At 47.7% G+C, this 23,772-nt stretch carries 17 protein-coding genes and 1 tRNA gene; 9 read left to right on the plus strand and 9 right to left on the minus strand.

All coding sequences use genetic code 11. From position 1 onward, the window contains the following. Positions 1 to 45: 45 nt before the first annotated feature. Positions 46 to 1,896 carry a signal peptide peptidase SppA gene (sppA, locus tag CIK04_RS19355; protein ID WP_097352852.1) on the minus strand — a complete coding sequence of 617 codons (1,851 nt, stop codon included), beginning with the start codon at positions 1,894 to 1,896 and terminating at the stop codon, positions 46 to 48. A gap of 245 nt (positions 1,897 to 2,141) precedes the next feature. Here sppA and CIK04_RS19360 point away from each other — a divergent pair, with 245 nt between their 5' ends. The 6 genes from CIK04_RS19360 to CIK04_RS19385 all read left to right on the plus strand — a co-directional run bounded on the left by CIK04_RS19360 (position 2,142) and on the right by CIK04_RS19385 (position 11,231). Then, entirely contained in the window at positions 2,142 to 4,154 is a 2,013-nt protein-coding gene (locus CIK04_RS19360) for an NADPH-dependent 2,4-dienoyl-CoA reductase (protein ID WP_017428838.1), read from the plus strand. Positions 4,155 to 4,327: 173 nt separating this feature from the next. After that, the gene (locus tag CIK04_RS19365; protein WP_017428839.1) at positions 4,328 to 4,876 is read left to right on the plus strand and encodes an NAD(P)H nitroreductase; all 549 of its coding nucleotides are present in this window, start codon (positions 4,328 to 4,330) and stop codon (positions 4,874 to 4,876) included. A gap of 85 nt (positions 4,877 to 4,961) precedes the next feature. Next, positions 4,962 to 6,932: a DNA topoisomerase III gene (locus CIK04_RS19370; RefSeq protein WP_097352876.1), complete on the plus strand. Its 1,971-nt coding sequence runs from the start codon at positions 4,962 to 4,964 to the stop codon at positions 6,930 to 6,932. 5 nt (positions 6,933 to 6,937) lie between these two features. Then, positions 6,938 to 7,876: a histone deacetylase gene (locus CIK04_RS19375; RefSeq protein ID WP_097352853.1), complete on the plus strand. Its 939-nt coding sequence runs from the start codon at positions 6,938 to 6,940 to the stop codon at positions 7,874 to 7,876. A gap of 251 nt (positions 7,877 to 8,127) precedes the next feature. Beyond that, positions 8,128 to 10,278 (plus strand): PAS domain-containing hybrid sensor histidine kinase/response regulator, encoded by a 2,151-nt coding sequence (locus CIK04_RS19380; RefSeq protein WP_232708663.1) that lies wholly within the window; start codon positions 8,128 to 8,130, stop codon positions 10,276 to 10,278. A 38-nt stretch (positions 10,279 to 10,316) separates the two neighbouring features. Beyond that, the gene (locus CIK04_RS19385; protein WP_038938891.1) at positions 10,317 to 11,231 is read left to right on the plus strand and encodes a diguanylate cyclase; all 915 of its coding nucleotides are present in this window, start codon (positions 10,317 to 10,319) and stop codon (positions 11,229 to 11,231) included. Positions 11,232 to 11,254: 23 nt separating this feature from the next. Here CIK04_RS19385 and CIK04_RS19390 read toward each other — a convergent pair whose 3' ends face one another. The 7 genes from CIK04_RS19390 to CIK04_RS19420 form a co-directional block, all read right to left on the minus strand. After that, complete coding sequence (locus tag CIK04_RS19390; RefSeq protein WP_176463383.1) at positions 11,255 to 12,730, minus strand: phospholipase D family protein; 1,476 nt, start codon at positions 12,728 to 12,730, stop codon at positions 11,255 to 11,257. 205 nt (positions 12,731 to 12,935) lie between these two features. Then, positions 12,936 to 13,403 (minus strand): YhcH/YjgK/YiaL family protein, encoded by a 468-nt coding sequence (locus CIK04_RS19395; protein WP_045608606.1) that lies wholly within the window; start codon positions 13,401 to 13,403, stop codon positions 12,936 to 12,938. A gap of 136 nt (positions 13,404 to 13,539) precedes the next feature. Then, complete coding sequence (locus CIK04_RS19400) at positions 13,540 to 14,910, minus strand: TrkH family potassium uptake protein (protein WP_097352855.1); 1,371 nt, start codon at positions 14,908 to 14,910, stop codon at positions 13,540 to 13,542. After that, the gene (locus CIK04_RS19405) at positions 14,907 to 15,569 is read right to left on the minus strand and encodes a TrkA family potassium uptake protein (RefSeq protein WP_097352856.1); all 663 of its coding nucleotides are present in this window, start codon (positions 15,567 to 15,569) and stop codon (positions 14,907 to 14,909) included. Before CIK04_RS19405 ends, CIK04_RS19400 begins: the two co-directional genes overlap by 4 nt. A gap of 299 nt (positions 15,570 to 15,868) precedes the next feature. After that, positions 15,869 to 15,959, minus strand: a tRNA-Ser gene (locus tag CIK04_RS19410). Between the two features lie 85 nt (positions 15,960 to 16,044). Beyond that, entirely contained in the window at positions 16,045 to 17,865 is a 1,821-nt protein-coding gene (locus CIK04_RS19415) for a DUF3413 domain-containing protein (RefSeq protein WP_038939708.1), read from the minus strand. Between the two features lie 21 nt (positions 17,866 to 17,886). Beyond that, positions 17,887 to 18,114, minus strand: coding sequence for a YejL family protein (locus tag CIK04_RS19420; protein WP_011149891.1), 228 nt, complete (start codon positions 18,112 to 18,114; stop codon positions 17,887 to 17,889). A gap of 84 nt (positions 18,115 to 18,198) precedes the next feature. On the opposite strand from CIK04_RS19420, the gene yejK reads away from it, so the two are divergent. The 3 genes from yejK (at position 18,199) to CIK04_RS19435 (ending at position 21,918) form a co-directional block, all read left to right on the plus strand. Then, on the plus strand, positions 18,199 to 19,200 hold the full coding sequence (yejK, locus tag CIK04_RS19425; protein ID WP_017428848.1) for a nucleoid-associated protein YejK: 1,002 nt from the start codon (positions 18,199 to 18,201) through the stop codon (positions 19,198 to 19,200). Between the two features lie 114 nt (positions 19,201 to 19,314). Further along, entirely contained in the window at positions 19,315 to 20,649 is a 1,335-nt protein-coding gene (locus CIK04_RS19430) for an Hpt domain-containing protein (protein ID WP_097352857.1), read from the plus strand. 84 nt (positions 20,650 to 20,733) lie between these two features. Next, entirely contained in the window at positions 20,734 to 21,918 is a 1,185-nt protein-coding gene (locus CIK04_RS19435) for a chemotaxis protein (protein ID WP_176463384.1), read from the plus strand. An 89-nt stretch (positions 21,919 to 22,007) separates the two neighbouring features. Here CIK04_RS19435 and nhaC read toward each other — a convergent pair whose 3' ends face one another. Beyond that, positions 22,008 to 23,444 (minus strand): Na+/H+ antiporter NhaC, encoded by a 1,437-nt coding sequence (gene nhaC, locus CIK04_RS19440; protein WP_013572127.1) that lies wholly within the window; start codon positions 23,442 to 23,444, stop codon positions 22,008 to 22,010. Positions 23,445 to 23,772 lie beyond the last annotated feature (328 nt).

Here is a 23,772-nt window from a genome sequence, read left to right on the forward strand (position 1 = left end):
AGAAAAAGAGGCATCTGCTACACAGATGCCTCTCACTTCTTACTTCTACTGCACTTCGCAGTTCAAACAGAAGGCGTAGTAGCCTTTCGGATCGTTAAAATTTTGCAACAGCGAAGCGTGCTGCTCCATTTGTTGGGCGACAGGCTGTAAGCTCGGTGGCAGTATGCTTTGAATATCGACGCCCATAGAGATTTTCACTTGCTTCATAAACTCTTGGATAAACTGCTCGGTCGGTGAGAGCGGTTCTTCGACCCAGTAGAGGTTGTAGTTCTCAAGTTGAGCCATTTTTGCTGCTTCTGCAACGGCGTCATCGAAATCGCCGATTTGGTCAACCAACCCGTGTTGCAGCGCGTCGTAGCCCGTCCACACTCGGCCTTGAGCCACTTTATCCACCGCATCCAATGACAGATCGCGATTGTTACCGACTAGGCTGATAAAACGTTGGTAACCGTGTTCAATGCCCATTTGGAACGCTTGTGATGCCCCTTTTGAAAGGCCTGTCGAGATGCCTTCACCAGAGAATGGCGATGTACCAACACCATCGGTGTAGATACCGAGTTTATTGAAGCCTTTTTCAAAGGTAGTAATGACGCTAAAAATACCAATCGAGCCAGTGAGCGTTGTCGGTTGAGCAATAATCTTATCCGCGCTCATTGAGATCCAATACCCGCCGGATGCAGCTAGGCTGGACATGGACACCACAATTGGCTTGCCAGCGTCTTTTAGTGCCTGCACTTCGTTACGAATCACTTCTGAAGCGAATGCGCTGCCTCCGGGGCTATCCACACGCAATACCACCGCTTTCACTTTGTCATCGTTACGAGCTTGACGCAGTAATCCGGCAACGGTGTCACCACCCACTGTGCCACGCGGTTGTTGACCATCCATGATGGTGCCGCTGGCGACGACAATGGCAATATCATCAGCATTCACATCAAAGTTATCGCGCATGGTTGCTCGGTAGTCGTAGTAGCTGATGGCTTTGTAGCTGTCATCCCCGCTTGCGCCAAATTTCTCAGCCAGTTGCGCTCTTAATTGTTGGCGAGTTGCGAGTTCATCGACCAAACCAAGTTTGATGGAAAGAGCCGCGAGATCACCGTTGACGGATTTCAACTGAGACAAAAACTCTTCCATCGAAGGATTGAGTGTTTTTGGGTCAATCTGGCGATTATTCGCCACATCGTCCACGAAAGCGCTCCACAGTTGAGTCAACCAACGTGTCGCAGATTCCTTAGCAGCAGGTGACATATCATCACGTACAAACGGCTCAATCGCCGATTTATAAGTGCCAACACGGAAAACATGCGTTGTCACATCGAGCTTTTCGAGAAGCGTTTTGTAATAGAGATTAAAAGCGCTATAGCCTTTCAGCATAACCCCGCCATCGGGGGCAAGGTAGATCTTATCTGCGTAGCTAGCGAGATAATATTGGCTTTGGTTATAAAAGGCGCCAACCGCATAAATAGGCTTGCCGGAAGCCTTAAATTCATTGAGTGCTTTGGCAATGTAACGCAGCTTGGTGAGGTTGGTCTCCGGCATATCGCGTAATGACAATACCAAACCGGTGATCTTCTCGTCGTCTTTGGCATAGCGAATGGTGTCCACCACATCAAACAATACGTTCTCTTTAGGAATCTCTTCCCCAAACAGCGAACCTGCAAAGGAATCCATCGGATTGATGTAAAGGCTTTGTTCGACGATAGGGCCGGATAGGTTCAGCACCAATGCGGAAGGCTGCTCAACCTGAGGCTGCGTGTCATGGCCGTAGAAATAGATAAAGTAAACGAGCGCAATAGACAGTAGAAAAATCAGGTTGGTGAGTGCGAGACGCACAAAGGTAATGGCTTTCCATATTCCTTTAAAAACCAAACCGATGAGTTTGAATAATGATTTCATTGTTTCTCCGTAACGAGATGTCTCAGCCATTCACATGAAAGATCGAAATGATCGCCAAACTGGCGCCAACGCCATCAATAAGTCATGCAAAAGATAACAGTTATCAAAGCTTAACACGCAAATAATCCAAATGGCATAGCTCACTTAAGATTGATCGGTGTTACAAAAATGTAAACGCATGTTTGATTTTTTAGATAAGAGCTCATACTCTGGTCTGACCACGATAATAAAAATGGAAGTTTGTCATGTCTGCCATGTACCCACATTTGTTACAGCCTTTGGATCTCGGATTCACTCAACTGCGAAATCGAGTGCTCATGGGTTCGATGCATACAGGCCTTGAGGAGCATAAGGAAGGCTTACAAAAACTCGCTGCGTTTTACGAAGAGCGTGCCAAAGGTGGCGTCGGTCTGATTGTGACGGGCGGTTTTTCACCGAATTTACGCGGTCGTCTGCACCCGCTGAGTGCGGAATTTAGTAAACCCAAACACGCTCAAGCGCATAAAGTGGTGACGGAAGCCGTGCACAAACATGGTGGAAAAATTGCGTTGCAAATCCTGCATGCTGGCCGCTACGCGATGCATCCTTTTGCGCAAAGTGCCTCTGGCATCAAAGCGCCTATCGCGAAGTTTGCACCCAGCGAAATGAGCCCAAGACAGATTCGCAAAACCATCGAAGCGTTCGCCAACAGCGCAGGTCTCGCACAACTGGCGGGATACGATGGGGTAGAGATCATGGGTTCTGAAGGTTACCTGATCAACCAATTCCTGTGTAAGCGTACTAATATGCGTTATGACGAGTGGGGCGGTACCTACAAAAAACGCATGCGTTTTGCTGTAGAAATCGTTAAAGCGGTGCGCAAAGCTGTAGGCAGTGACTTCATCATTATTTTCCGACTATCAATGCTAGATTTGGTGGAGCAAGGCAGCACGTTTGAAGATGTGATTATGCTCGCCAAAGCGCTCGAAGACGCAGGGGTGACGATCATTAACACTGGCATCGGCTGGCATGAAGCCCGAGTACCTACCATCGCAACGCAAGTGCCTCGTGGCGCCTTCACATGGGTGACTGAGAAAGTGAAGCCGCATGTCTCTGTGCCGATCGTGACCTGCAACCGCATCAACACCCCAGAAGAAGCCGAGCGCATTCTTGCTTCTGGTCAAGCGGACATGGTGTCGATGGCGCGACCTTTCCTCGCCGATCCGCATTTCATTGCCAAAGCGGAGCAAGCGAAATCTCACCTCATCAATACCTGTATTGGCTGTAATCAAGCGTGTTTGGACAACGTATTCAAGGGCAAGCGTGCCAGTTGTTTGGTTAACCCATTGGCGTGTCATGAAACCGAGTTGGTGGTGAAGCCCGCGAGTGAGAAAAAACGCATCGCGGTGGTGGGCGCAGGCCCTGCTGGGTTAGCGTGTTCAACCACCTTGGCGCAACGTGGTCATAGTGTTGATTTGATTGAACGAAATGATCGCATTGGTGGTCAGTTCCGCCTCGCGATGCAGATCCCTGGCAAAGAAGAATTTCGTGAAACCATTCGCTACTTCGCCAATATGATTGACGAAACAGGAGTGAACTTACGCCTCGATACCGACGCCACGTTAGAACTGCTCAAAGAGTACGATGAAGTGGTGCTCGCCACAGGGGTTGAACCGCGCAAAGTGAAAATTGACGGCCTAACTGAAAGCAGTAAAGTGATCGATTATCAAACATTGATCCGTGAGAAAACCCCAGTCGGCAACAAGATAGCGATTGTCGGTGCAGGGGGGATTGGTGTTGATGTCGCGAGCATGGTCACAGAACCCGCTCAGCACAATCTAGACGACTGGCTACAAGAATGGGGCATCGATAAAGAGATGACGCAACCGGGCGGCTTGTATCCATTCCCGGATGCGATGAGTGACAAAACGGTGTGGTTGCTGCAACGTCGCAAAGGCGCGGTAGGCAAAGGACCGGGAAAAACCACGGGTTGGATTCATAAGCGCACATTGGAAAAACGTGGTGTGAATTTGCTCGGGGGCGTGAGTTACGACGGTATCAAGCCTGAAGGATTGGAAATTACCCTCAATGGTAAGAAGCAATTGCTCGATGCCGACACCATCATCATTTGTGCAGGCCAAGAATCGGTTCGCCCATTTGAAGACAAATGGCACGAGCTTGGCGATAAGCTGCATGTGATCGGTGGGGCCGATTACGCCGGAGAGCTGGATGCGGTTCGCGCGATTAAGCAAGGGGTCACGCTTGCGACAAAACTTTAGCCGGTGAAGGTTGATGGTTTGAACATAAAAAATGCCGCGAAGTGATTCGCGGTATTTTTGTTTGACCAGTTGTTGCGTAAATCGTGAATTTCCACAATAAACAGGCGGTTATATGGTGTAGTGAACTATGCTAAAGTGTAAACGCAAATCGATACCACTATAAGGATTCTTGGATGGACGCTCTCGATCTTCTACTTAATCGTCGTTCTATTGGCAAATTGGCCGCTCCAGCCCCAGAAGGCAAAGCACTTGAAAATATCATTCGTGCAGGATTAAGAGCACCAGATCACGGTGCGCTGACGCCTTGGCGCTTTGTCATCGCGCAAGGCTCTGGCCTGCATAAGCTGTCCGACGTTCTAGTAAAAGCGGCGCAGGCCAAAGGCAGTGAAGAGTCGGTGGTGGAAAAAGTGAAAAATGCCCCATTTCGTGCGCCGATGGTGATCACCGTGATTGCGAAAGTCACTGAGAGTGAAAAAGTCCCTGCATTTGAACAGCATCTTTCCGCGGGTTGTGCGGTGCAAGCAATGCAAATGGCCGCAGTGGCTCAAGGATTCCAAGGTTTTTGGCGCTCAGGTGAATGGATGTTCGATACGGAAGTGAAACAAGCGTTTGGCTTACAGGGAGACGATGCCATTGTGGGCTTCCTCTACTTGGGCAGCGCAGAATGTTCCGCGATGAAAGTACCAGAGCGTGATCTGGCTAAATTTGTTGAGTATCTATAACTGTCTATACATACAGTTTTTGTTGGTTTTTAAGGGCCACATCCGCTAATGTGGCCCTTTGTTTGTTGAGCTCGAAAAATTTGTTATGACCCGTCTGTTTATTGCTGAAAAACCCAGCTTAGGCCGCGCTATTGCAGCGGCATTGCCCAATCCGCAAAAGAAAGAACAAGGCTTTATTCGCTGTGGCAATGGTGACATCGTGACGTGGTGTATTGGACATTTGCTGGAGCAAGTTGAGCCCGATGCTTACGACGAACGCTATAAAAAATGGAATATGGCGGATTTGCCCATCATCCCTGAGCAATGGCAACTGCGCCCACGTCCATCGGCCAGTAAACAATTGACCGTGATTCGCAAGCTACTAAAAGACGCAAGTGAAGTGATCCACGCGGGTGACCCTGACAGAGAAGGGCAATTGCTGGTGGATGAAGTACTGGATTACTGCAAACTGAGCCAAACCAAAAAAGCACAAACCCAGCGATTGTTGATCAGCGATCTCAACCTGCCTGCGGTTAAGCGCGCGTTGAGTAGTCTACGCAGCAATCGTGACTTTGTTCCTCTGTCGGTTTCTGCACTGGCACGTTCTCGGGCTGATTGGCTGTATGGCATGAACATGTCACGTGCTTACACTTTGTTGGGGCAAAAAGCAGGCTATCAAGGTGTGCTGTCTGTCGGACGAGTGCAAACACCGGTATTGGGGCTGGTGGTGCGCCGTGATGAGGAAATCGAAAATTTCGTACCGCGTGATTTCTTCACTCTTCATGCGCTGATCCCTTATCAGAATGGCAGTGAGCGGTTTGACATCAAAGCACGTTGGAAACCGAGCGAAGCTTGCCAACCTTGGCAAGACGAAGAAGGGCGAGTCTTGAGTCGTAAACTGGTGGAAAACGTCGCCAGTCGTATTGCCAATCAACCCGCTACCGTGACGGAATCAGAACATAAACAGACCAAGCAAGCCCCGCCTTTGCCTTATTCACTGTCAGCGTTGCAAATTGATGCGGCTAAACGCTATGGCATGAGTGCACAACAGGTGCTGGATACGTGTCAGTCACTGTATGAAAAGCACAAACTGATCACCTATCCACGCTCGGATAACCGCTATCTGCCTAAAGAGCACTATGCGCAGGCCGCCAGTGTCAGCCAAGCCATTGCCAATAATGCGAAAGAGCTGGCCGATGCGGTGAGTGGCGCTGACCTTTCTCTAAAATCGAAAGCGTGGAACGACAGCAAAGTTGAAGCCCACCATGCGATTATCCCCACGCCGAAACAAGCTAGTGTTAACGCGCTGTCTGGCTACGAAATGAAGATCTATCAATTGATCGCCAGACAGTATTTGATGCAGTTCTATCCCGCAGCCACATACGCTGAAGCAAAATTGGTGTTTGAGATTGCTGGTGGTGTCTTTATTGCGAAAGGTCGCCAATTGACGTTCGCTGGTTGGAAAGCACTCACGGGAGCAACAGAAAAAGAAGAGGATGGGGCAGATACCGTACCACCCCTTGTGAAAGGCACGGAGCTCACCTGCCGAGAAGGGGTAATCAAAGACTGTAAAACCGAGCCGCCAAAGCACTTTACCGAAGCGACCTTATTGCAGGCGATGACGGGAATTGCACGTTACGTCAGTGATAAAGAACTGAAAAAAATCTTAAGAGAGACCGACGGATTAGGTACGGAAGCGACCAGAGCGGGCATACTCGATACTCTGTTTAAACGTCAGTTACTCTCTCGGCAAGGCAAAGCCATTCTTAGCACCCCGGCAGGGAGAGGGTTGATCCATGCGTTGCCACAAGAATCAACCTATCCGGACATGACGGCCCACTGGGAGCACCAGTTGCAGGGCATGGCTGAACGCAATCAAGCCTACCAGCCCTTTATGGCAGCCTTGCAACAGCGTATTTCGGAATTAATGCAGCAGGTCAAGACATCGCCCGTGCCGAGTTCGCTGCGTCAACTACCACCAGTGGAGCGCCCAGCGTTTAAGCGCAAGAGACGCGCCAGTACCAGCAAGAAAACGGCGTCAACCGCGACCAAAAACAGAACCAACAAGTCGGCTTAAACCCCATGATGAGCATTCCTCTGATTTATCACCCAATCTACTCTCAGTTGCCCCTGCCAGAGGGGCATCGTTACCCGATCATGAAATATCACCATCTCTATCAAGCGGTGTGTCGATATCAGCAACAGCATCTCGAGTGGCAGCGGGCATTTGCTTTTTATCAGCCTGAAGCGTTGTCGATTGAAGCCATCAAACAAGTTCACCAACAAGAATACGTGGAGCTGCTGACGACTGGCTTATTACCTGCAGCGAAAATGCGCAGAATCGGTTTTCCTTGGAGCGAACAACTGATTGAACGTACGTTAACCTCGACCGCCGGAACCGTGCTGACAGCGGAAAAAGCCTTACAACATGGCGTTGCGATTCATCTTAGTGGCGGGTATCACCATGCCCATTTCGACTATGGCAGCGGTTTTTGCTTGTTCAACGATCTTGTGATGGCTGCACACAAAGCATTGGAACATGCTTCCGTCGACAAAGTGTTGATCATCGATAGTGATGTGCATCATGGCGATGGGACGGCCACTTTATGCCAACGGCGCGACGACATTGTGACGCTTTCTTTCCATTGCGATAAGAACTTCCCTGCCCGCAAGCCGGATTCTGATCTCGATATTGGTTTACCAAGAGAGTGTGGTGATGATGCGTTTCTTGCGGCGTTTAAAGAGGTGGTTCCGATGGCGATACGTCTCCATCAACCGGATCTCATTATCTACGATGCCGGTGTCGACATTCATGTCGACGATGAATTGGGCTATCTCAATGTATCCACAGACGCTTTGTATCAACGTGACGTCTTTCTCTTTGGGCAGGCGAAAGCCAATGCTATCCCGGTTGCAGCGGTGGTGGGTGGTGGATATCGAACGGATCATGAATCGCTGGTGCCGCTGCATTTGCAACTGCTCCACGCGGCGTACGATGTGTATCGTTCGACACGAGATTGATGCATATTCGTGCCAAGATTTTTGCTCGAAAACGTTGTTTTGACAAAGTGTGCTATGCATCAACTTTCACTATAAATTTGAATTAATTAAATAAGCGTACGCTCATATGTTTAGTATGATGATGTTTTGCACAATAACGAGTGGATATGGCCTTACTTCGAAGGTGGGCGTTAGGTTTTCTTAGTCCTCGTTAACAAGAGCAAGCAATCAAAGGACAATGTCCTCGAAGGGCATTGAGCAAGGGAATGGCAATGGTAACGATTTGTCCCGAAACGCTGCCCATTGGTTGGCTTTCAATCACCCACGAGGGATGGATTGAAGCGTATAACCAGCAAGCACAGTCTTGCGAGCTTTGGCTTCAACCCTTGATGGTAGGGGAAGCACTCACGTGCGCTCACTCCAGTCGAACCTTTCATGAATGGGTAAAGCAGCTTTCTGCTCAATCCCCGCCACTCAGCATCATGTCTGCCCGCGCGACGCATTGGACGCTTTCTGCGAGCCCAAGAACGCAAGGTGGCTTCTATTTATGGTTACAAGAAGCCGTTTGTGATGATGCGCTCAGAGACGAAAATGCGCGCTTACGTCGTGATATTGAACGGCTCGACTTCGCTGCCCAGGGCGCGAATTTGGGCATTTGGGATTTTAATCCGTCAACGGGCTGTATCATTGGCAATAAAACGTGGGCGATACAGAAAAAACTCGATCCCGATCATTTGTTTTCTGACGATGCTCTGTTTTCTGAGATCATCAATGGCATCGAAAAATGGTCTGAAATCGTTCATCCCGATGACGTGGCTGAAACCACAGATAAGATTCAAGCCCATTTAGACGGTGAGACGGAACTCTACCATGCCGAATTTCGTGTACGTTGCGGTGATGGTCAGTGGAAATGGATTTTAGATCTTGGGCGAGTGTTCGAGCGCGATCAAGATGGTGTCCCTGTGCGCATGAACGGCATCCATGTTGATATCGATAAACTCAAGCGCCTGCAACAGAGCCTTTCTGAAACCAAAGACAAAGCGGAAGTGGCAAACCGCGCAAAATCGATCTTTTTGGCTAACATGAGTCATGAGCTTCGCACACCGTTGAATGCCGTGTTGGGCTATACGCAGTTGATGAAGTGCGACCAACGCTTAACTGCAAAACATCACGAATATCTCGATATCATTAACCGTTCTGGTGAGCACCTGTTATCGCTGATCAATGATGTGTTGGACATGTCAAAGATCGACGCTGGGCATAGTGTGGTAGAGTGCAAGTGGTTTAACTTCCGAGAAGTTTCTGAAGAGATTAATGACCTCATGCAGATGAAGGCAATGCAAAAGCAACTGACATTGCACTGCCGCGTTGAGGATTCAGTGCCGCATTTTGTATTAGGTGATGTCGTGAAAACGCGACAAGTGCTGATCAACTTGCTGGGAAATGCGATTAAATTTACATATCGAGGCAATGTTCGTTTAAACATCGCCAGCGAAGCTTTGCAAAATGGCCAGCACAAAGTAACGTTTGAAGTGAGTGATACGGGCATTGGTATTAGTGAAGAAAACCAAGGACGCGTCTTCCAACCTTTTGAGCAATTGGACTCTGATATTACACAAAATGGCACAGGGCTGGGATTGAGCATCAGTAAGCAGTTTGTCGAACTGATGGGAGGCCAGTTGGTGCTCAAAAGTGAACTTCATCGAGGCTCTACTTTCTCATTCAGTCTTGTGATGGAAACCAGTGAGCATTTGGTCGAGAACAAGCCTGCGAATTTGCCCCGAGTCTTAGGGTTAAAAAGTGGCTCATTCAGTCCTAAGATTTTGATCGCAGAAGATCAGCTGGACAACCAGACGCTGCTTGCCACGCTTTTGCAGGAAGCGGGCTTTACCGTCAAACTGGCCAGAGACGGCGAAGAAGCGGTTGCTCTGCATAAGAGCTGGAGCCCGGATTTTATTTGGATGGATCGCCGCATGCCGAAAAAAGATGGCTTGCAAGCAACCAAAGAAATCCGCGCCGCCTCAGAGAACAGCCAGGTAAAAATTGTTGCCCTGACCGCCAGTGTCTTTAATGACGAGATAGAAGAGATGTTAGCATCAGGTATGGATGATTTTGCGCGTAAGCCGTTTATGCCGCAAGATTTGTTTTACATGATGAAGAAGCATCTCGATCTCGATTATGACTATGAGCAGGGGCAAGACGAGGCAGAGAACATATCATTCGATGACTTGGATCTGAGCTTTTTGGATGATTTAACCAACGAGTCGACTCAAGATATTGTTGAAGCGATAGAGCAAGGGCAACAGCAGGAGCTCTATTACTTGTTCGAACAAACGATAGCGAGCAGTGAGGTTCGCACTCGTCTAAACAGCTTGGTAGAGAACTATCAATTTGATGAGCTTTACGAGTTATTTCAAGAATAAAAAAGGGCATTGCGGGAAAAGCGTCGCAATGAAAGCAGATGAAAGTAGAACCATCGAATACGGAAATTCTGGTTGTCGATGATACCGTTGATAACGTCAAGCTTTTAAGTCAGTTGCTGCAAAACGAAGGCTATTTGGTGAAAGGTGCTTTGAGTGCCAAGAGTGCATTACGCATGTGCCAAAAAAAGAAACCTGACTTGATATTACTCGATATCATGATGCCAGAGGTGGATGGCTATGAGCTGTGTCGACAGCTAAAAAAGGATCCCTCGACACAAGATATCCCGGTGATCTTTCTCAGCGCCTTAGATCATGTTCAAGATAAAGTGCGCGCATTTCAGATCGGTGGCGTCGATTATATTCAAAAGCCTTTCGAAGTGATGGAAGTGTTGGCCAGAGTTCGCACTCATGCGGGGTTGGTGACATTGCAGCGCGCATTGATCGAACAAAATGAACAACTTAAAAGAATGGCGACCACCGATGCACTGACGGGGTTGGTCAACCGTCGCTATCTTGCCGATATGGCGGGGAAAGTGTCAGGAAACTTTGCCCTGATTTTGTTTGATATCGATGATTTCAAGACCATCAATGATCAATATGGGCATCACGTCGGAGACGAAGTTTTAGTGAGAATTGCTGAGATTACTCGCAGAGTCATTGGGCAGCATGGTTATTGCGCAAGGTGGGGAGGGGAGGAGTTCCTGATCTTACTGCCGAACTTTGATGTCAAACGCGCCTACGATCTGGCTGCTGGTATTCAATATGAGTTCAATGAATCGAAGGGTGCGCTGGGTGCTTACCACTTCACCGCAAGTTTCGGAGTCGCGTGCAATCTTGGTGCACTCTCGTTTCATCAGGTTATTCGCCAAGCCGACGCTGCAATGTATCAAGGCAAAAAGAGTGGCAAAAATCGCGTTGTATCAAGCCGCGCCATGGAGAGCCGCGAACTGTAAAGGGGCAGCATTGCTTGTTAGGTCTAAAGTTGCTCTTCAATAGGTAAAATACCAGCAAACCAAGCGCCGATTTTCCGCCATACCGTGGCTTCGGGTTCTGAATCAAACCAGGCTTGAGATTGGTGATCAAACCAAGCCACTTGACCTTTTTTCATTCGCACCTGATAGGCATTGGTTTTTAAACCCATGGGCAATTTGTCTTCTGATGCTTGAACATAATCAGGATGTTCGATCACCGCTGCCATTTCGGTGTTGAGCAAAGCCGAACGAGGATCCCAGTTCATGGAGCCGGCAAACAGCAATCGGTGGTCGATTAACAGCACTTTGGCATGCAGGCTTGAGCGACTGCTTCCGGTGAAACTCCATTTGCTGTCGATTTTTGCGCTGGCTTTGGTTTCCCATAACTGAATGCCCGCTTCAACAAGATCTTGTCGATACTTGGCGTACCAACCGTGCACGGCAAAGACGTCATTTGAGGCCAAGCTGTTGGTGACAATGGTGATGTCGACGCCGCGTTGAGCCGCTTCTACCAAGGCTTGTGTGCCTCGTTCCGTTGGAACGAAATAGGGCGAGATAAGGACGAGGGAATCCTTCACGGTTCTTAAAAGCGAAGCGAGGTTGTCTGCCAATTGTGGTGCTTGCGTGTCTACTTTGTCAGGCAGATCATACCAAACCTGCCCTTTACCCCAATACCAAACTAAACTCTTGTCGGTAAACTGTTCGTACAGTTGCAACTGAGTAAAGTCGTATTGTCCTTGAGTAAACTTTTGTTCTAGCTGGGCTTCCTTTAGCCAAGTTTGCAGTTCCGCTTCGGTAACCGAGATGGGGTTGTCGGTGAGCCACTCAATTGGCACGGCATGGAGACTGTTCCAATACAAATCAAATTGCTCGGCAGTCTGTTCAACACTGTTGCCATAAAGCATCAAATCAAAATCCCCAAATTCGACAGGGGAGTTAACCGAAAAATACTCGTTACCGATGTTACGGCCCCCAACAATGGCCACCACGCTGTCTGCGGTGAGGGACTTATTGTGCATGCGCCGATTTAGTCGTGAAAAATCGCTGGCCATTGCAAGCGTGCGTGCCGTTCGATATTGATGTGGGTTAAACAAGCGAATCTGAATGTTGGGATGAGCGCTTAATCGAGCCAATCCGTTATCGTTTCTTTTCTGCATATCATCGAGGAGAATTCTAACTCGAACCCCTCGTTGGGCTGCTTCAAATAAACGCCATGTCAGTAATTGTCCGGTTTCGTCATCGCGGAAGATGTAGTATTGCAAATCGAGCGTTTTATCGGCCGCCTCGATCAACGCCAATCTCGCGAGGAGCGCATCATGTCCTTTGTCCAGAGGGAAAAAAGCGGTTAAGTTTTCTCTGTCTTGAGGATGATGGTTAAGATAGGCCGATAGGCGAGAGTCTGCTTGGTAGCCCAGTTGGTAGCTTGGTTGCTTGTCGAATGGTGAGTGATTTTCGAGTGATGTACATGCGCAGAGCAACATCACAGAACAATACGTCAATGCTTTATGGATAAATGTTCGCAACGGACCAAGCCCAAAAATGGATTCTTCAGATAGTTTGGAAGTGGCACGGCAGGCATGCAAGTTGTGTGAGGTTTAAATCCAGTAAAGCTCACGATATTAGATGGATAAACGATGCGGCCCAAGCGAGTGGCGCATCGTTTTATCATACTGATCTTAAGTGAGGTTAAAGCGTTGCGCCATCCACTTTAATCACCACTTTACGCACGGGTGAGCCTTCGCCTTCTGGCGCGATAAGAGGACGATGAGGCTGCCCTGGTGGGAAAATAATGAACTCGTTTTCGCCGAGTGTCACAAACTTTTCATCCACAACATGGTGACTAAATGCCAAGTCTCGCTCTGCGAGATAATCTTCATCCAACGCTTCAAAAGGTTGCAAGCTGTAGCCGAACGTCTCTTTCCCGCTTAACAGAATTTGTACGTCGAGGTAGCGCTGGTGGCATTCTGATTTTCTTAACGTGAGCGGCTGAGTATGGTCACTCATGACCAGAAAGAACGCATTGTCGCCGTCCAACTCATGACGCCCATCTTCAATTGGCTCAGCCAGTTTAGCTAACACCTGCGCAATGATTTGCTTGAGATTAGAAGAGAGACAAGATGTAAAGGCGAGCTCTGTTGTTTTACCGACAAACACGGTGATTACCCCCAAAAAGAAAATAAAAGTCGCAAACCAGTTTTTACTGGCTTGCGACGATTTTACTGCTCGCGAAAGCGAACACCAGTCATTTTTCAAAACACCGTTTCTAAAATGAGATGTTGTGCGTGCTTTGTTAGCCCGTCAATACGGTATCTTCAGGGTATTTGATCAGGGTGGGTTCCGGCCTTGCCAGCATGTAAGCCAGCGTTAGTGGCCCAATTCGTCCGATGATCATCACCACGATCATGATGTATTTGCCCGGTTCCGAAAGCTCAGCGGTTAAGCCTGCCGTTAAACCGACCGTGGCAAATGCAGAGATGGTTTCAAACATCACTTTGTCAAACTGAGCTTGCTCGGTGATCATGAGTAAGAACATCGCCGTGGTAAGAATTGCGCCGCTGACCACAATGATTGCGAGAGATTTGGTCACAGTTGGCCAGTTCACGGTGCGCTGAAACATCACCACATGTTTCTTTTGACGCAAAAATGCCCAGGTCGCCATAAACGCAACGGCGAAGGTAGAGACTTTGATCCCGCCACCTGTAGAGGTTGAACCTGCACCAATTAGCATCAACACGATCATCACCAGTAGGGCTGGTTGCGTGAACTGGGCGAGGTCGACACTGTTGAATCCCGCAGTTCGCGCGCTGGCGGATTGGAAAAAGGCGGCAAGCCACTGCCCAGAAGTGCTTAACTCGCCCATCGTACTGGCATTGTGCTGCTCTAAGACGAAGAACAAGAGCGTACCAATAATGAGCAGTGCAGGAGTGGCGACTAACATGATTTTGGTGTGCAAATGCAGGAAGTGAAAACCGCGTCGCCAGTTCATCCACACATCCCCCACCACAGTGAACCCCAAGCCACCGAAAATAAACAGCCCTGCGAGGGTGAAAATGACCAGAGGATCGTCAACGAAGCTCATCATGCTGTCAGAAAAGAGTGCAAAGCCGGCATTGTTAAAGGCAGAAATGGCGTGGAAAAGGGCATAAAACAGCCCGCTTTGCCAGCCCATTTCCGGCACCCAACGAAACGCCAATAACACAAAACCGATCAACTCTGCGACAAAAGCGAAGACGACGATTTTTTTAACCAATCGACGCAGATTCACTTGTCGATCTTGCCCAAGTGCCTCCTTGGCCAAAGCTTGCTGGCGAAGACTCAGTTTCACACCAAACATATAAAGTAGCACGGCAGAAAGTGTCATTTGCCCCAAACCACCGATTTGCATCAGCAGCATCAGCAAGATTTTTCCCGCTAAGGTGAAGTGTTGACCGGTATCCACCACACCAAGTCCAGTCACACTAATGGCGGAAGTTGCGGTAAAAAGCGCATCGGTTATCGACAAGCCCGAGACAGAAAAAACGGGCAATGTCAGCAGGATTGCGGAGGGTAATAGTACCGCCAAAAAGCTAAGCAGAATGATGCGAGGCTCATTCCCTTTGCTTTGTTTCGATGCTTTATCGGCGAGGTAAAACAAGCCGTTGTTAGAAAAAAATGGATTCATAGTGAACTGAGTTTGTTTGCCAATGCGTCTTGTGGGCCAACCAAAATGATCATGTCACCAATTTCGAGTTCGACATCTAACTCTGGGGCTTTGACCAGTTCGGGGCCACGTTTAAACCCAAGTACCTGCACGCCAGGAACTTTGCACAAAGCCAACTCTCCGAGGGTTTTGCCCATTAAGCGTGACCCCACCACAAATTCAGTCATGGCCAAGCCGCTGCCAAGTGGATGAAATTCAAGAACGCGTTTGTCGAGCATCTTCCTTGCCACGCGGATCCCCATATCGCGCTCTGGCATGATGATGTGGTCTGCGCCGATTTTTTGCAAAACTCGAGCTTGGAACTTGTCGTTGGCTTTAACCCAAACTGATTTGACCCCCGCTTCTTTGGCAATCAGAGTGGCTAAAATGCTGGAGTTCATATCCGCACCAATGGCGACCATCACCATGTCGTAGTCATCTAATTTCAGCTCTGCCATGGTCTCTTCATGTGTACAGTTGGCCACTAGAGCTTGAGTGACAAAACTTGCAGCTAACTTGACGCGTTCTTCATTAACGTCGATGGCCAGCACTTGAGCACCGGAATTGGTCAACTCCTGACACACCGCCAGACCAAAACGACCTAAGCCAATCACCGCAAATTGTTTTTCAGCTCGTCTCATGAGCGCCTCTTAATCTATGGATTTCGGCAGAAAAGTCTGCGCCTAATTTCACTTCGGTGCAAATTTATTGATGAGAATTTGACAGAAGATTAACGAAAGTTGTGCATAAAAACAGCGATGTTTCATGATGGCGAGTGTGATGCGTGAAGCGACACACTCAAGATTGAGCAGAATAAATCCCTTTGCTGATTTGCACGAGAAACAGTGTATGGAATTACTTGGGAAGCGGAGAGATAACGAACCTGGATACGATAGAAACGAAAAGGGCCACTAATGTCTTAGTGGCCCTTTTACTAAAGTGGCGGAGAGATAGGGATTTGAACCCTAGGTACGCTATTAACGTACGCCGGTTTTCAAGACCGGTGCTTTCAACCACTCAGCCATCTCTCCAGTGCGGGTAAATATATAAGCCCGTAATTCGTTTGTAAAGCCCTATGAATACTAAGTGAATAGAAAATCACCAACAAATAGCGGCTTAGTTGCTTTTAGCGTAAAAGCGCTGTAACTCAGTGAGCCCTTGCATCAATACTGGCAGTTTCGGGCTGTCGTCGCGAACTCTCTGATAGTGGTTATCGTACAGTTTGAAATTACCGAATTTATCGATCACCGTGGTTTGATTTGGTGTGATCAGCGCGATTTCTCTCGTATCACCTGCGAGGATCCAGCGGCGTTTACTTTCATCAAACAGATTTCGCCCAGAGCTGAAATCAGCCGGATTCGACGCCACACCCATCAGGTCTTGAAGTAGGGTAACGGAGAGATCCAAATGACTGGTACTTTGGCCAAATTGCGCAGGCAGCTTTCCTGGCCAATGAATCACCATAGGTACCTGTAACTGGTAACGACTGTAGTTACTGTTTGCGCCCCAGCTGTTGGTTTGGGTTTCGTTAAACTCGCTGCCGTGATTTGAGGTGATAATCACCACGGTGTTATCGCTTAACTGCTGTTCATCTAGGGTCGCAAAAATACGTTGTAGCGTGCTGTCGGCTTGTCGCACTGCGACATCATAAGCTTGCTTGAATTTATCGCTCGCGTTGGCGGTGGTTGGCAGCGAAGCGGTTTCAATATTATCGAGTTCAGTGACTTCGATGTAGCTGAACCAAGGCGATTTTGCTTGGTTTACTACCCATTCGTTCCACGCATCGACCGCGTTTGCATCGGAATGAGTCACCGCTTGTTGCGCGTTTTTCTCTGCTTCGATCTGCGTCGCTAAATGCTGATTACGGAAGATAACTTCACTATACAAAGGCTCGTTAAAGCCATTTCCGCTAAACAAACCAAATTGATAGCCCTGATCTTGGAGGACTTTCAAGAAAATGGGCGCGGTGCCTTGTGCTTTAATGCTGCTGGCGTAGCTGGTCGGCAGGCCATAGAAAAGGCCAAAAATGCCATAGCCATCGTTACTTGAGCTGTAGTGGTTGGTAAACCATTGGTTGTTAGAGGCAAACTCAAACATATTTGGCATTTGTTCTGCCGAAAGACGATCGCTGCGTAAATTGTTTACGCTGATCATCAGTACATTGAGGTTGTTACCACGACGGTTAAACGTTAGCTGGTCTAATGGGTAACGCACCAACTCGACGTTGTTTTCGTTCGCTTCCAAACGTTTTAAGTATTCATCACGATCCAGTAGACCATGTTTTTCCATAAAGCTTTTCGCTGTCATTGGGTAAGACAACGGGAAGTTGGCTCTTTGGCTAGTCACGGGATTATAGAAATAAGCATCGGACCACATGTAGATCAGATGACTAACAATAAAGCAGACAAAGAAGACGGCGGCTAATGGGCGGCCAATATGTTTGTGTGCGAGTTTACGTTGTTTCTTCCACACCCATTCCGACAAACCAAGTTGCAGGAAAAAGATCAGCGGAAGCACAATAAACAGATGCTGGAGATCGGCGCTGAGAGCGGATTTGTCATCGCTAAACAGCAACTCCCAAACCACGGGGGTTAGGTGTAGGTTGATGCTCTGATACGCTTGTGTATCGATCAGCAGCACCGTCAATCCTGTGGTCGCAAAAACCACAGAAGTTAAACGGAATAACCGCTGCGATGGCAATAAAAAAGTTAAAGGAAACAGAATCAGCAGGTATAAGGCAAACACCAAAAAGCCAAAATGACCAACCCAAGAGACAACCAGATAAAATTGCCCGAGTAGCGTTTCTGGCCAAGGGGACTGGGTGATATAACGCGTACCAATCAACATCGCAGCAATGATATTGAAAAATGCGAACCAGTGACCCCATCCAACTAATCTGGATACGCGCTCGCCGTATGAGTTTCCGCTGTCAACCATGTCTGATTCTGTTATCCGTTATTAGTGAGTTTTTGGTTCTTGTAAAGAAGAGATCAGTGCCTGTGCAAACTTTTCAGCAATTAGCTTACGTTGAGAAGCAGCAACTTGTTGATTAAGAACGTTTGTTGCGATGTTTCCGGCAATCATCAGTGATAATTCTGGTGTTGCACCGTGCTTATCAAGCACCGCTCCAATCTCAGTAAGAATGGATTCTACTTGTTCGTCTGTGTATTTCGATGTAATCGGCATAAAAACTCTAATAATGATAGTAAAAGCGGCCTATGATAACCTACAATGCCTCGCAACTAAAACCTTGAAGCAAGATAAAATACTATGAGTCTGCATCTTTCAAACGTTATTCTGCATCAGCTTAGTAAAAATGATCAGGATGAGCTAATGGTAAACTACCGTTCTGAGTCCCTGGTCAATGATTCTTCTACAGAAAATCTGGTCGCTGAGCTGCATCGCGTGTTTCATTCCAAAGCAGGAAAAGGCTTTGGGTGTTTCCAATCTGACAGCGAATTTCAGATTTGGCTCAATGAATTACAACGTGGCGAACTGGATTTTTATGATTTCTCACAAAAATGCGCCGTAAGACTGAAAGAAGAGTTAGCAAAATACCCGTTTGCGGACGAAGGTATTCTTGTGTTTGCGGAGTACCAAAGCCTAGCGACCGATTATTTGTTCGTGGGTATATTGCCGCTTAATCAAAGTTTGAAAGTGACAGAAGGGTTGGACATCAGCGCGACCGATTATTTGGACATCAATAAGATGGACATCGCTGCGCGTATTGATTTATCGGTGTACGAAGCAGATAAAGATTCCAACCGTTATCTCTCTTACATTAAGGGCCGAGTTGGCCGTAAAGTGGCGGATTTCTTCCTCGATTTCTTGCAAGCGGAAGTGGGCCTAGACAGCAAGCAGCAAAACCAAGTGTTGATGCAAGCGCTCGATGATTTCTGTACCGATGCAAAGTTGGAAAAACAAGAAGTCAACGAGTACAAGAAGCAAGTCTATGAATACTGTAATGGCCAAATCAAAGCAGGCGAAGAAGTGGAAATTCGCGAGCTTTCTGGCGAGTTACCACCAAGCCCATCTGGCGCGAGCTTCTTAGAATTTACCCAAGAACAAGGCTATGGCTTGGAAGAGAGTTTTCCTGCCGATCGTGGTTTAGTACGCAAGTTAACGAAGTATGTAGGGGCTGGTGGTGGTCTCAACGTGAGCTTCGATAGTTTGCTGCTGGGAGAGCGCATTTTCTACGATCCAGAGACCGATACGCTGACGATCAAAGGCACGCCGCCAAATCTGCGTGACCAACTGACGCGAAATCGATAATACAAATGAAGAAAGAGAGCGAGATGCTCTCTTTTTTTGTGACTTCACATTACCCTAGCGGATTGTGTTATAAGCTTATGAAAGCAACTTGGAATCTCTGTGCAAGGATGGAGCATGGTTCGATTGAGTAATAAATGGGTATTTCGCTATTCTTTGGGTCTTGCCTTGGTGTGGTTGTGCTCTGTCGCGTTTGTTTGGATGCAAATCACCAACATGCGTGCTGCGGTCGATGCCGTAGAGGAAGTTGGGAACAAAATTGAAGAAGTGCACGCGGCATTTTCTTACAAGCGTGAACAAAGAATCCAAAAGTTAGATGAAATTTCGCTGAATGTGCAATTGATTTATGCGTTGCGTATTCAGCTCGAAGCAACCTATGTACACTCGTTTTTTGCCCCGGATATTACTCAGTTTTTGCACGTCACCGATCGCTACATAGATAGTGTAAAAACCATTTTGCAAATCGACAGCCGCTTGTCAGACTTGGTCGCTGAGGTGCGTCGCCAACGTCTTCAACAAACGCATGCGGATTCCATTCTCTCCTTTGCTTTACTCGGCTCGTATATTTCCGAGGCTACGTTAAGCAACAGCACGCGCTTAAGCCCAGTATTCAAAGATATCGATAATTTAGTGTTGTTATCGAATGAACTTGAAGAAGCGCAACGTGTGCCGCTACAAAAGTTGTTGGCCCAATCGGCGGTGGTACTTGGGCAAAATGCCGAAGTGAATCATCTGGTCAATCAAGTCAGTACCCATGAAGTCTACGCCCAGCAATCTTGGTTAGAAGAGCAGTATCACCATATTGTTTTGCAATCCATCGTGATTGTGATTGCGGTGAGTGGGCTCTGTTTTCTCGGTTTGTTGTGGTTACTGTACTGGGGCAATACGTTAGTGAAGTCGCCGCAACAATCGGCAGAAAATGAGGTGTTGCACGTACCGACAGAAACCTTGAAAGAACGCTTGTCATCCGAAGCAGTGCAAACCGAGGAGAGGCCGGAGCAATCAAGCCGTCAAAGTGACACCGCTCTGCTTGAGCAGAGAACAGAGATAGACAGAAACCGTTCCATGTCCACCACGGCAGTATCGCAAGGGAGTGAAGAACTGCCGCCGATTAAAATCGATCTGATGATGGACTCTTTATCTGGAGATGAAGAATCGGTGCAGATGTTATTGAGCGTGTTTGTCCAAGATCATGCGGATGAGCACAGCAATTTTGTTGCAACCTATCGCGATGATCCCGAAACCGCACAGCGCATCGTTCACAGCCTGAAAGGGGTTGCCGCCAGCCTTGGTGCAGATGCTTTACGTAAAGTGGCGATGGAGGTTGAATCCAGCATGAAGCATGGTCATGAACCGACAGAGCAACAATTGCAGCAATTGAAAGAGTGCATTGATAAAACGGTGGCTTACGCGCACCGCATTCTCAATCGCGAGATTATCATCTCATCATAAGACGCTGATATTTCTCTGACTTATACTGGTTATATTCGTTGTCCTTTTCTTTTTGTCGTGGTTATAGCAATGACTCGCTCAACGATGGTCGCTTTTTACAAAAGTTTTTGTTTGCCTATTTTGGCGCTAATGAGTTTGTCGGGATGCTCGTTATTAGAGGTGAAGCTGGATAGTCAAGTCACCCCGTTGACTCAGCAAGAGCTGAATACTCGTTTACATACGCGTGAATACGCATTGCAATTTTTTACCCAAGTCGAGCAAACGGCGGATACGCTTAAAAGCCGCTATCCTGCGACGGATACGCTGCACCAGTCCTATATTTTGTTGTGGAAAATCAATGCAGAGGAAGGTCTAGCACGGGCTGCGTATCAGGTTTCACCCACTGCGGCGCTGATCGACAGTTGGGTTTTTACTCAGCAGATGGCAGACTATTTTTCTCAAGGGCCGGGTCGCGAGCAGTTTGAATTGGCTCTCGCCTCAGATGCATCACAGGCCTTACTGACACAAGTGGAACAGTTGGCGAGTGATCTATTGAAGAACAGTTCGTACAAGAGCAGCCAGCAATTTGTTCGCGAGTTTGCCACACAACATCCATTTACCGATCTCAAATTTAATCCCACGCCGGCTTACCGCGCTTGGCTAAAAGCCAATGATATTAATGAAGATGAGGCGATAACCACGCTAGGCACTATGCCGGAAGCTTTAGGCGATGTCTCTGATCGCCTCAGTTTGATTTCAGAGCAAACGCCGAAGATCATGAGTTGGAAAGCGGAGCTTATTGCACTTAACAGCCACATCAGTGGCGAAGATTTGTCACAAACCTTGGCCTCCATGAAGGCCACTTCTGAGGCCTTTCAAGATTTCGTGAAGAATAACCCAGAATACATGAAGAACTTGGCGGAGCAGATGGCCATAGAGTTGCAGCCGCTGGTGGTTGATATTGACCAAAAAACCTCGCGTCAGATGAGTAAACTCGATGAACAAAGGGCGGCATTGGAAGCCATGGTTGCACGCGAGAGGGGTGAGCTGTTTGCGATGATAGAGCGTGAAAGAGAAGCGCTAAATAAGATGGTGACGCAAGAGCGAGTGAGCTTTACTCAAGATATGGATAAGCTCTCACAAGATGTGGTCGCGCTGGCGATGGATAAGTTGGTTGAGCTGATCAAAAGCGTGATTATTTACTTTGTTCTGTTTATCGCTGTGATTTTCTTTGCCCCGCTTGGCTTAGGTTACGCACTCGGAAAGAGAGCACAAAGAAAGAGCAATTAGCCAAAGGGCAGAATGTTGGCACAACGAGTGCCGCTGAGAAACAAAAAAGCGTAGCTCGAGGGCTACGCTTTTTTATTGAGTGCTGAAGATCAAGCGGTTTGTTGTCTTGTCTCTGCCAGTGTTTCGTCTTCGCTCGCTTGCGCGGTTGGCTCGCACTTGTCGACAAACCAACCCATGTAGGAGGTGAAAATCGTCACTGCGATACAAACAAAGCTCAACCACATGAACGGTGCATACGACAGGGTAGCGACACCAAGAATACTCGCCATGTAAATACCGTTGTCACTCCAAGGCACCATACCGGATGTTAGCGTGCCGCCGAACTCGGCATTTCGTGACAGGTTCTTACGTTTGTAACCTAGGCGGTCGTAGTTTTTCGCACAAATCTTTGGCGTTAGGATAAGAGAAACGTACATCGCTGAACCGAACACGTTACCCATAAACGCTGTACCAATCGTGCTGGTTGCGAGAGAACCGGCATTTTGCACGCGGCGTTCAAACAGTTTCGCGATGGTTTCTAGCACGCCAACTTTATCCAGCAGACCACCAAAACCAAGACCAAACACAATAACAGCAACTGAGCCCAACATGGAGGACATGCCACCACGGTTTAGGATGGAATCAATGAAATCGACGCCTGAAGAAATCGCAAACGGTGCCCAAGCAGTATTGAACGCGGTTAGGAAATCCACATCTTGGATCATGACTGCCCAAATAATACCCAGTAGAGAGCCAAAGCTGATGACAGGGAATGAAGGCATACGCATGGCAAGCAGCGCCAATACGATGATCACGGGAACAAACGAGTAAGGCGTGATGTAGAACTGCTGATCCATCGCTTTAATCACAGATTCTACTTGGCTCATGTCAACATTACCTGCGTAATGGAAGCCAAATGCCGTGAACATAATGCCGGTAATGATGTAGCTGATCAGAGCGATCGGCAGCATGCCTTTGATGTGCTCCATGACTTCCACGTTCGACATTGAAGAAGCAAGGATCACTGAATCTGAAAGCGGAGACATTTTGTCACCGAAGTAACAGCCTGATAGTACCGCACCTGCTGTGATCGGTGCTGGTACGCCAAGACCTTGGCCAATCCCCATCATTGCGATACCTGCGGTACCTGCTGCGCCCCAAGAGGTGCCTGTTGCAAGAGCTGTTAGGGAGCAAATGATCATAGTGGCTAAAAGGAAGATAGAAGGATGTATTGCCTTCAGACCATAGTAAATAATAGTGGGTACGATACCGCCGGAGATCCAGGTACCAACCAATGCGCCAACGGCTAATAGAATAAGAACAGCACCCAAACCATTCGAAATTCCGTTTAATGCCGCTTTTTCCAGGTCTTTATACTGATGACCTAGACGTAAGCCCAACACCATAATAATGAACCAGCCGATATAAAGTGCTAGCTGAATAGGTAGATCTAATTTCGCGGTAAACGAAAAAGCCAAAAGTAAAAACAATCCCAGTGAAATAAGCACTTGGGGAAGACTTGGTAAGCGAGTAATTTCCTGCTTCATATATTCCTCTGATAAATGTCGGAGCGTTAGAGGGATTACGCCCCCGTATGTTTAGGATGCTTACATTACATTAACGTAGTGGATAATTCGATTTATTTAGTCGTTTGTTTTGATGTAGATCGGTGTAATACGTATTTTGTGAAATAATAAACTACTAAAGTTTAAAATAATTAGTTTTAAGTGTTGTGTGATGTGAAATAAATGTGCTTCATATGTGAATGCAGAGGCTGGTTAGGAAATCCAGCTCGGTCAGAGCTCTTACCAAAGCTAAATCATAAAGTTTTGCGACCTTAACAAATCAAAACGAAAAAGTTGGACGTTTTCGTCA

This window comes from Vibrio sp. 03_296 (genome assembly GCF_002265885.1).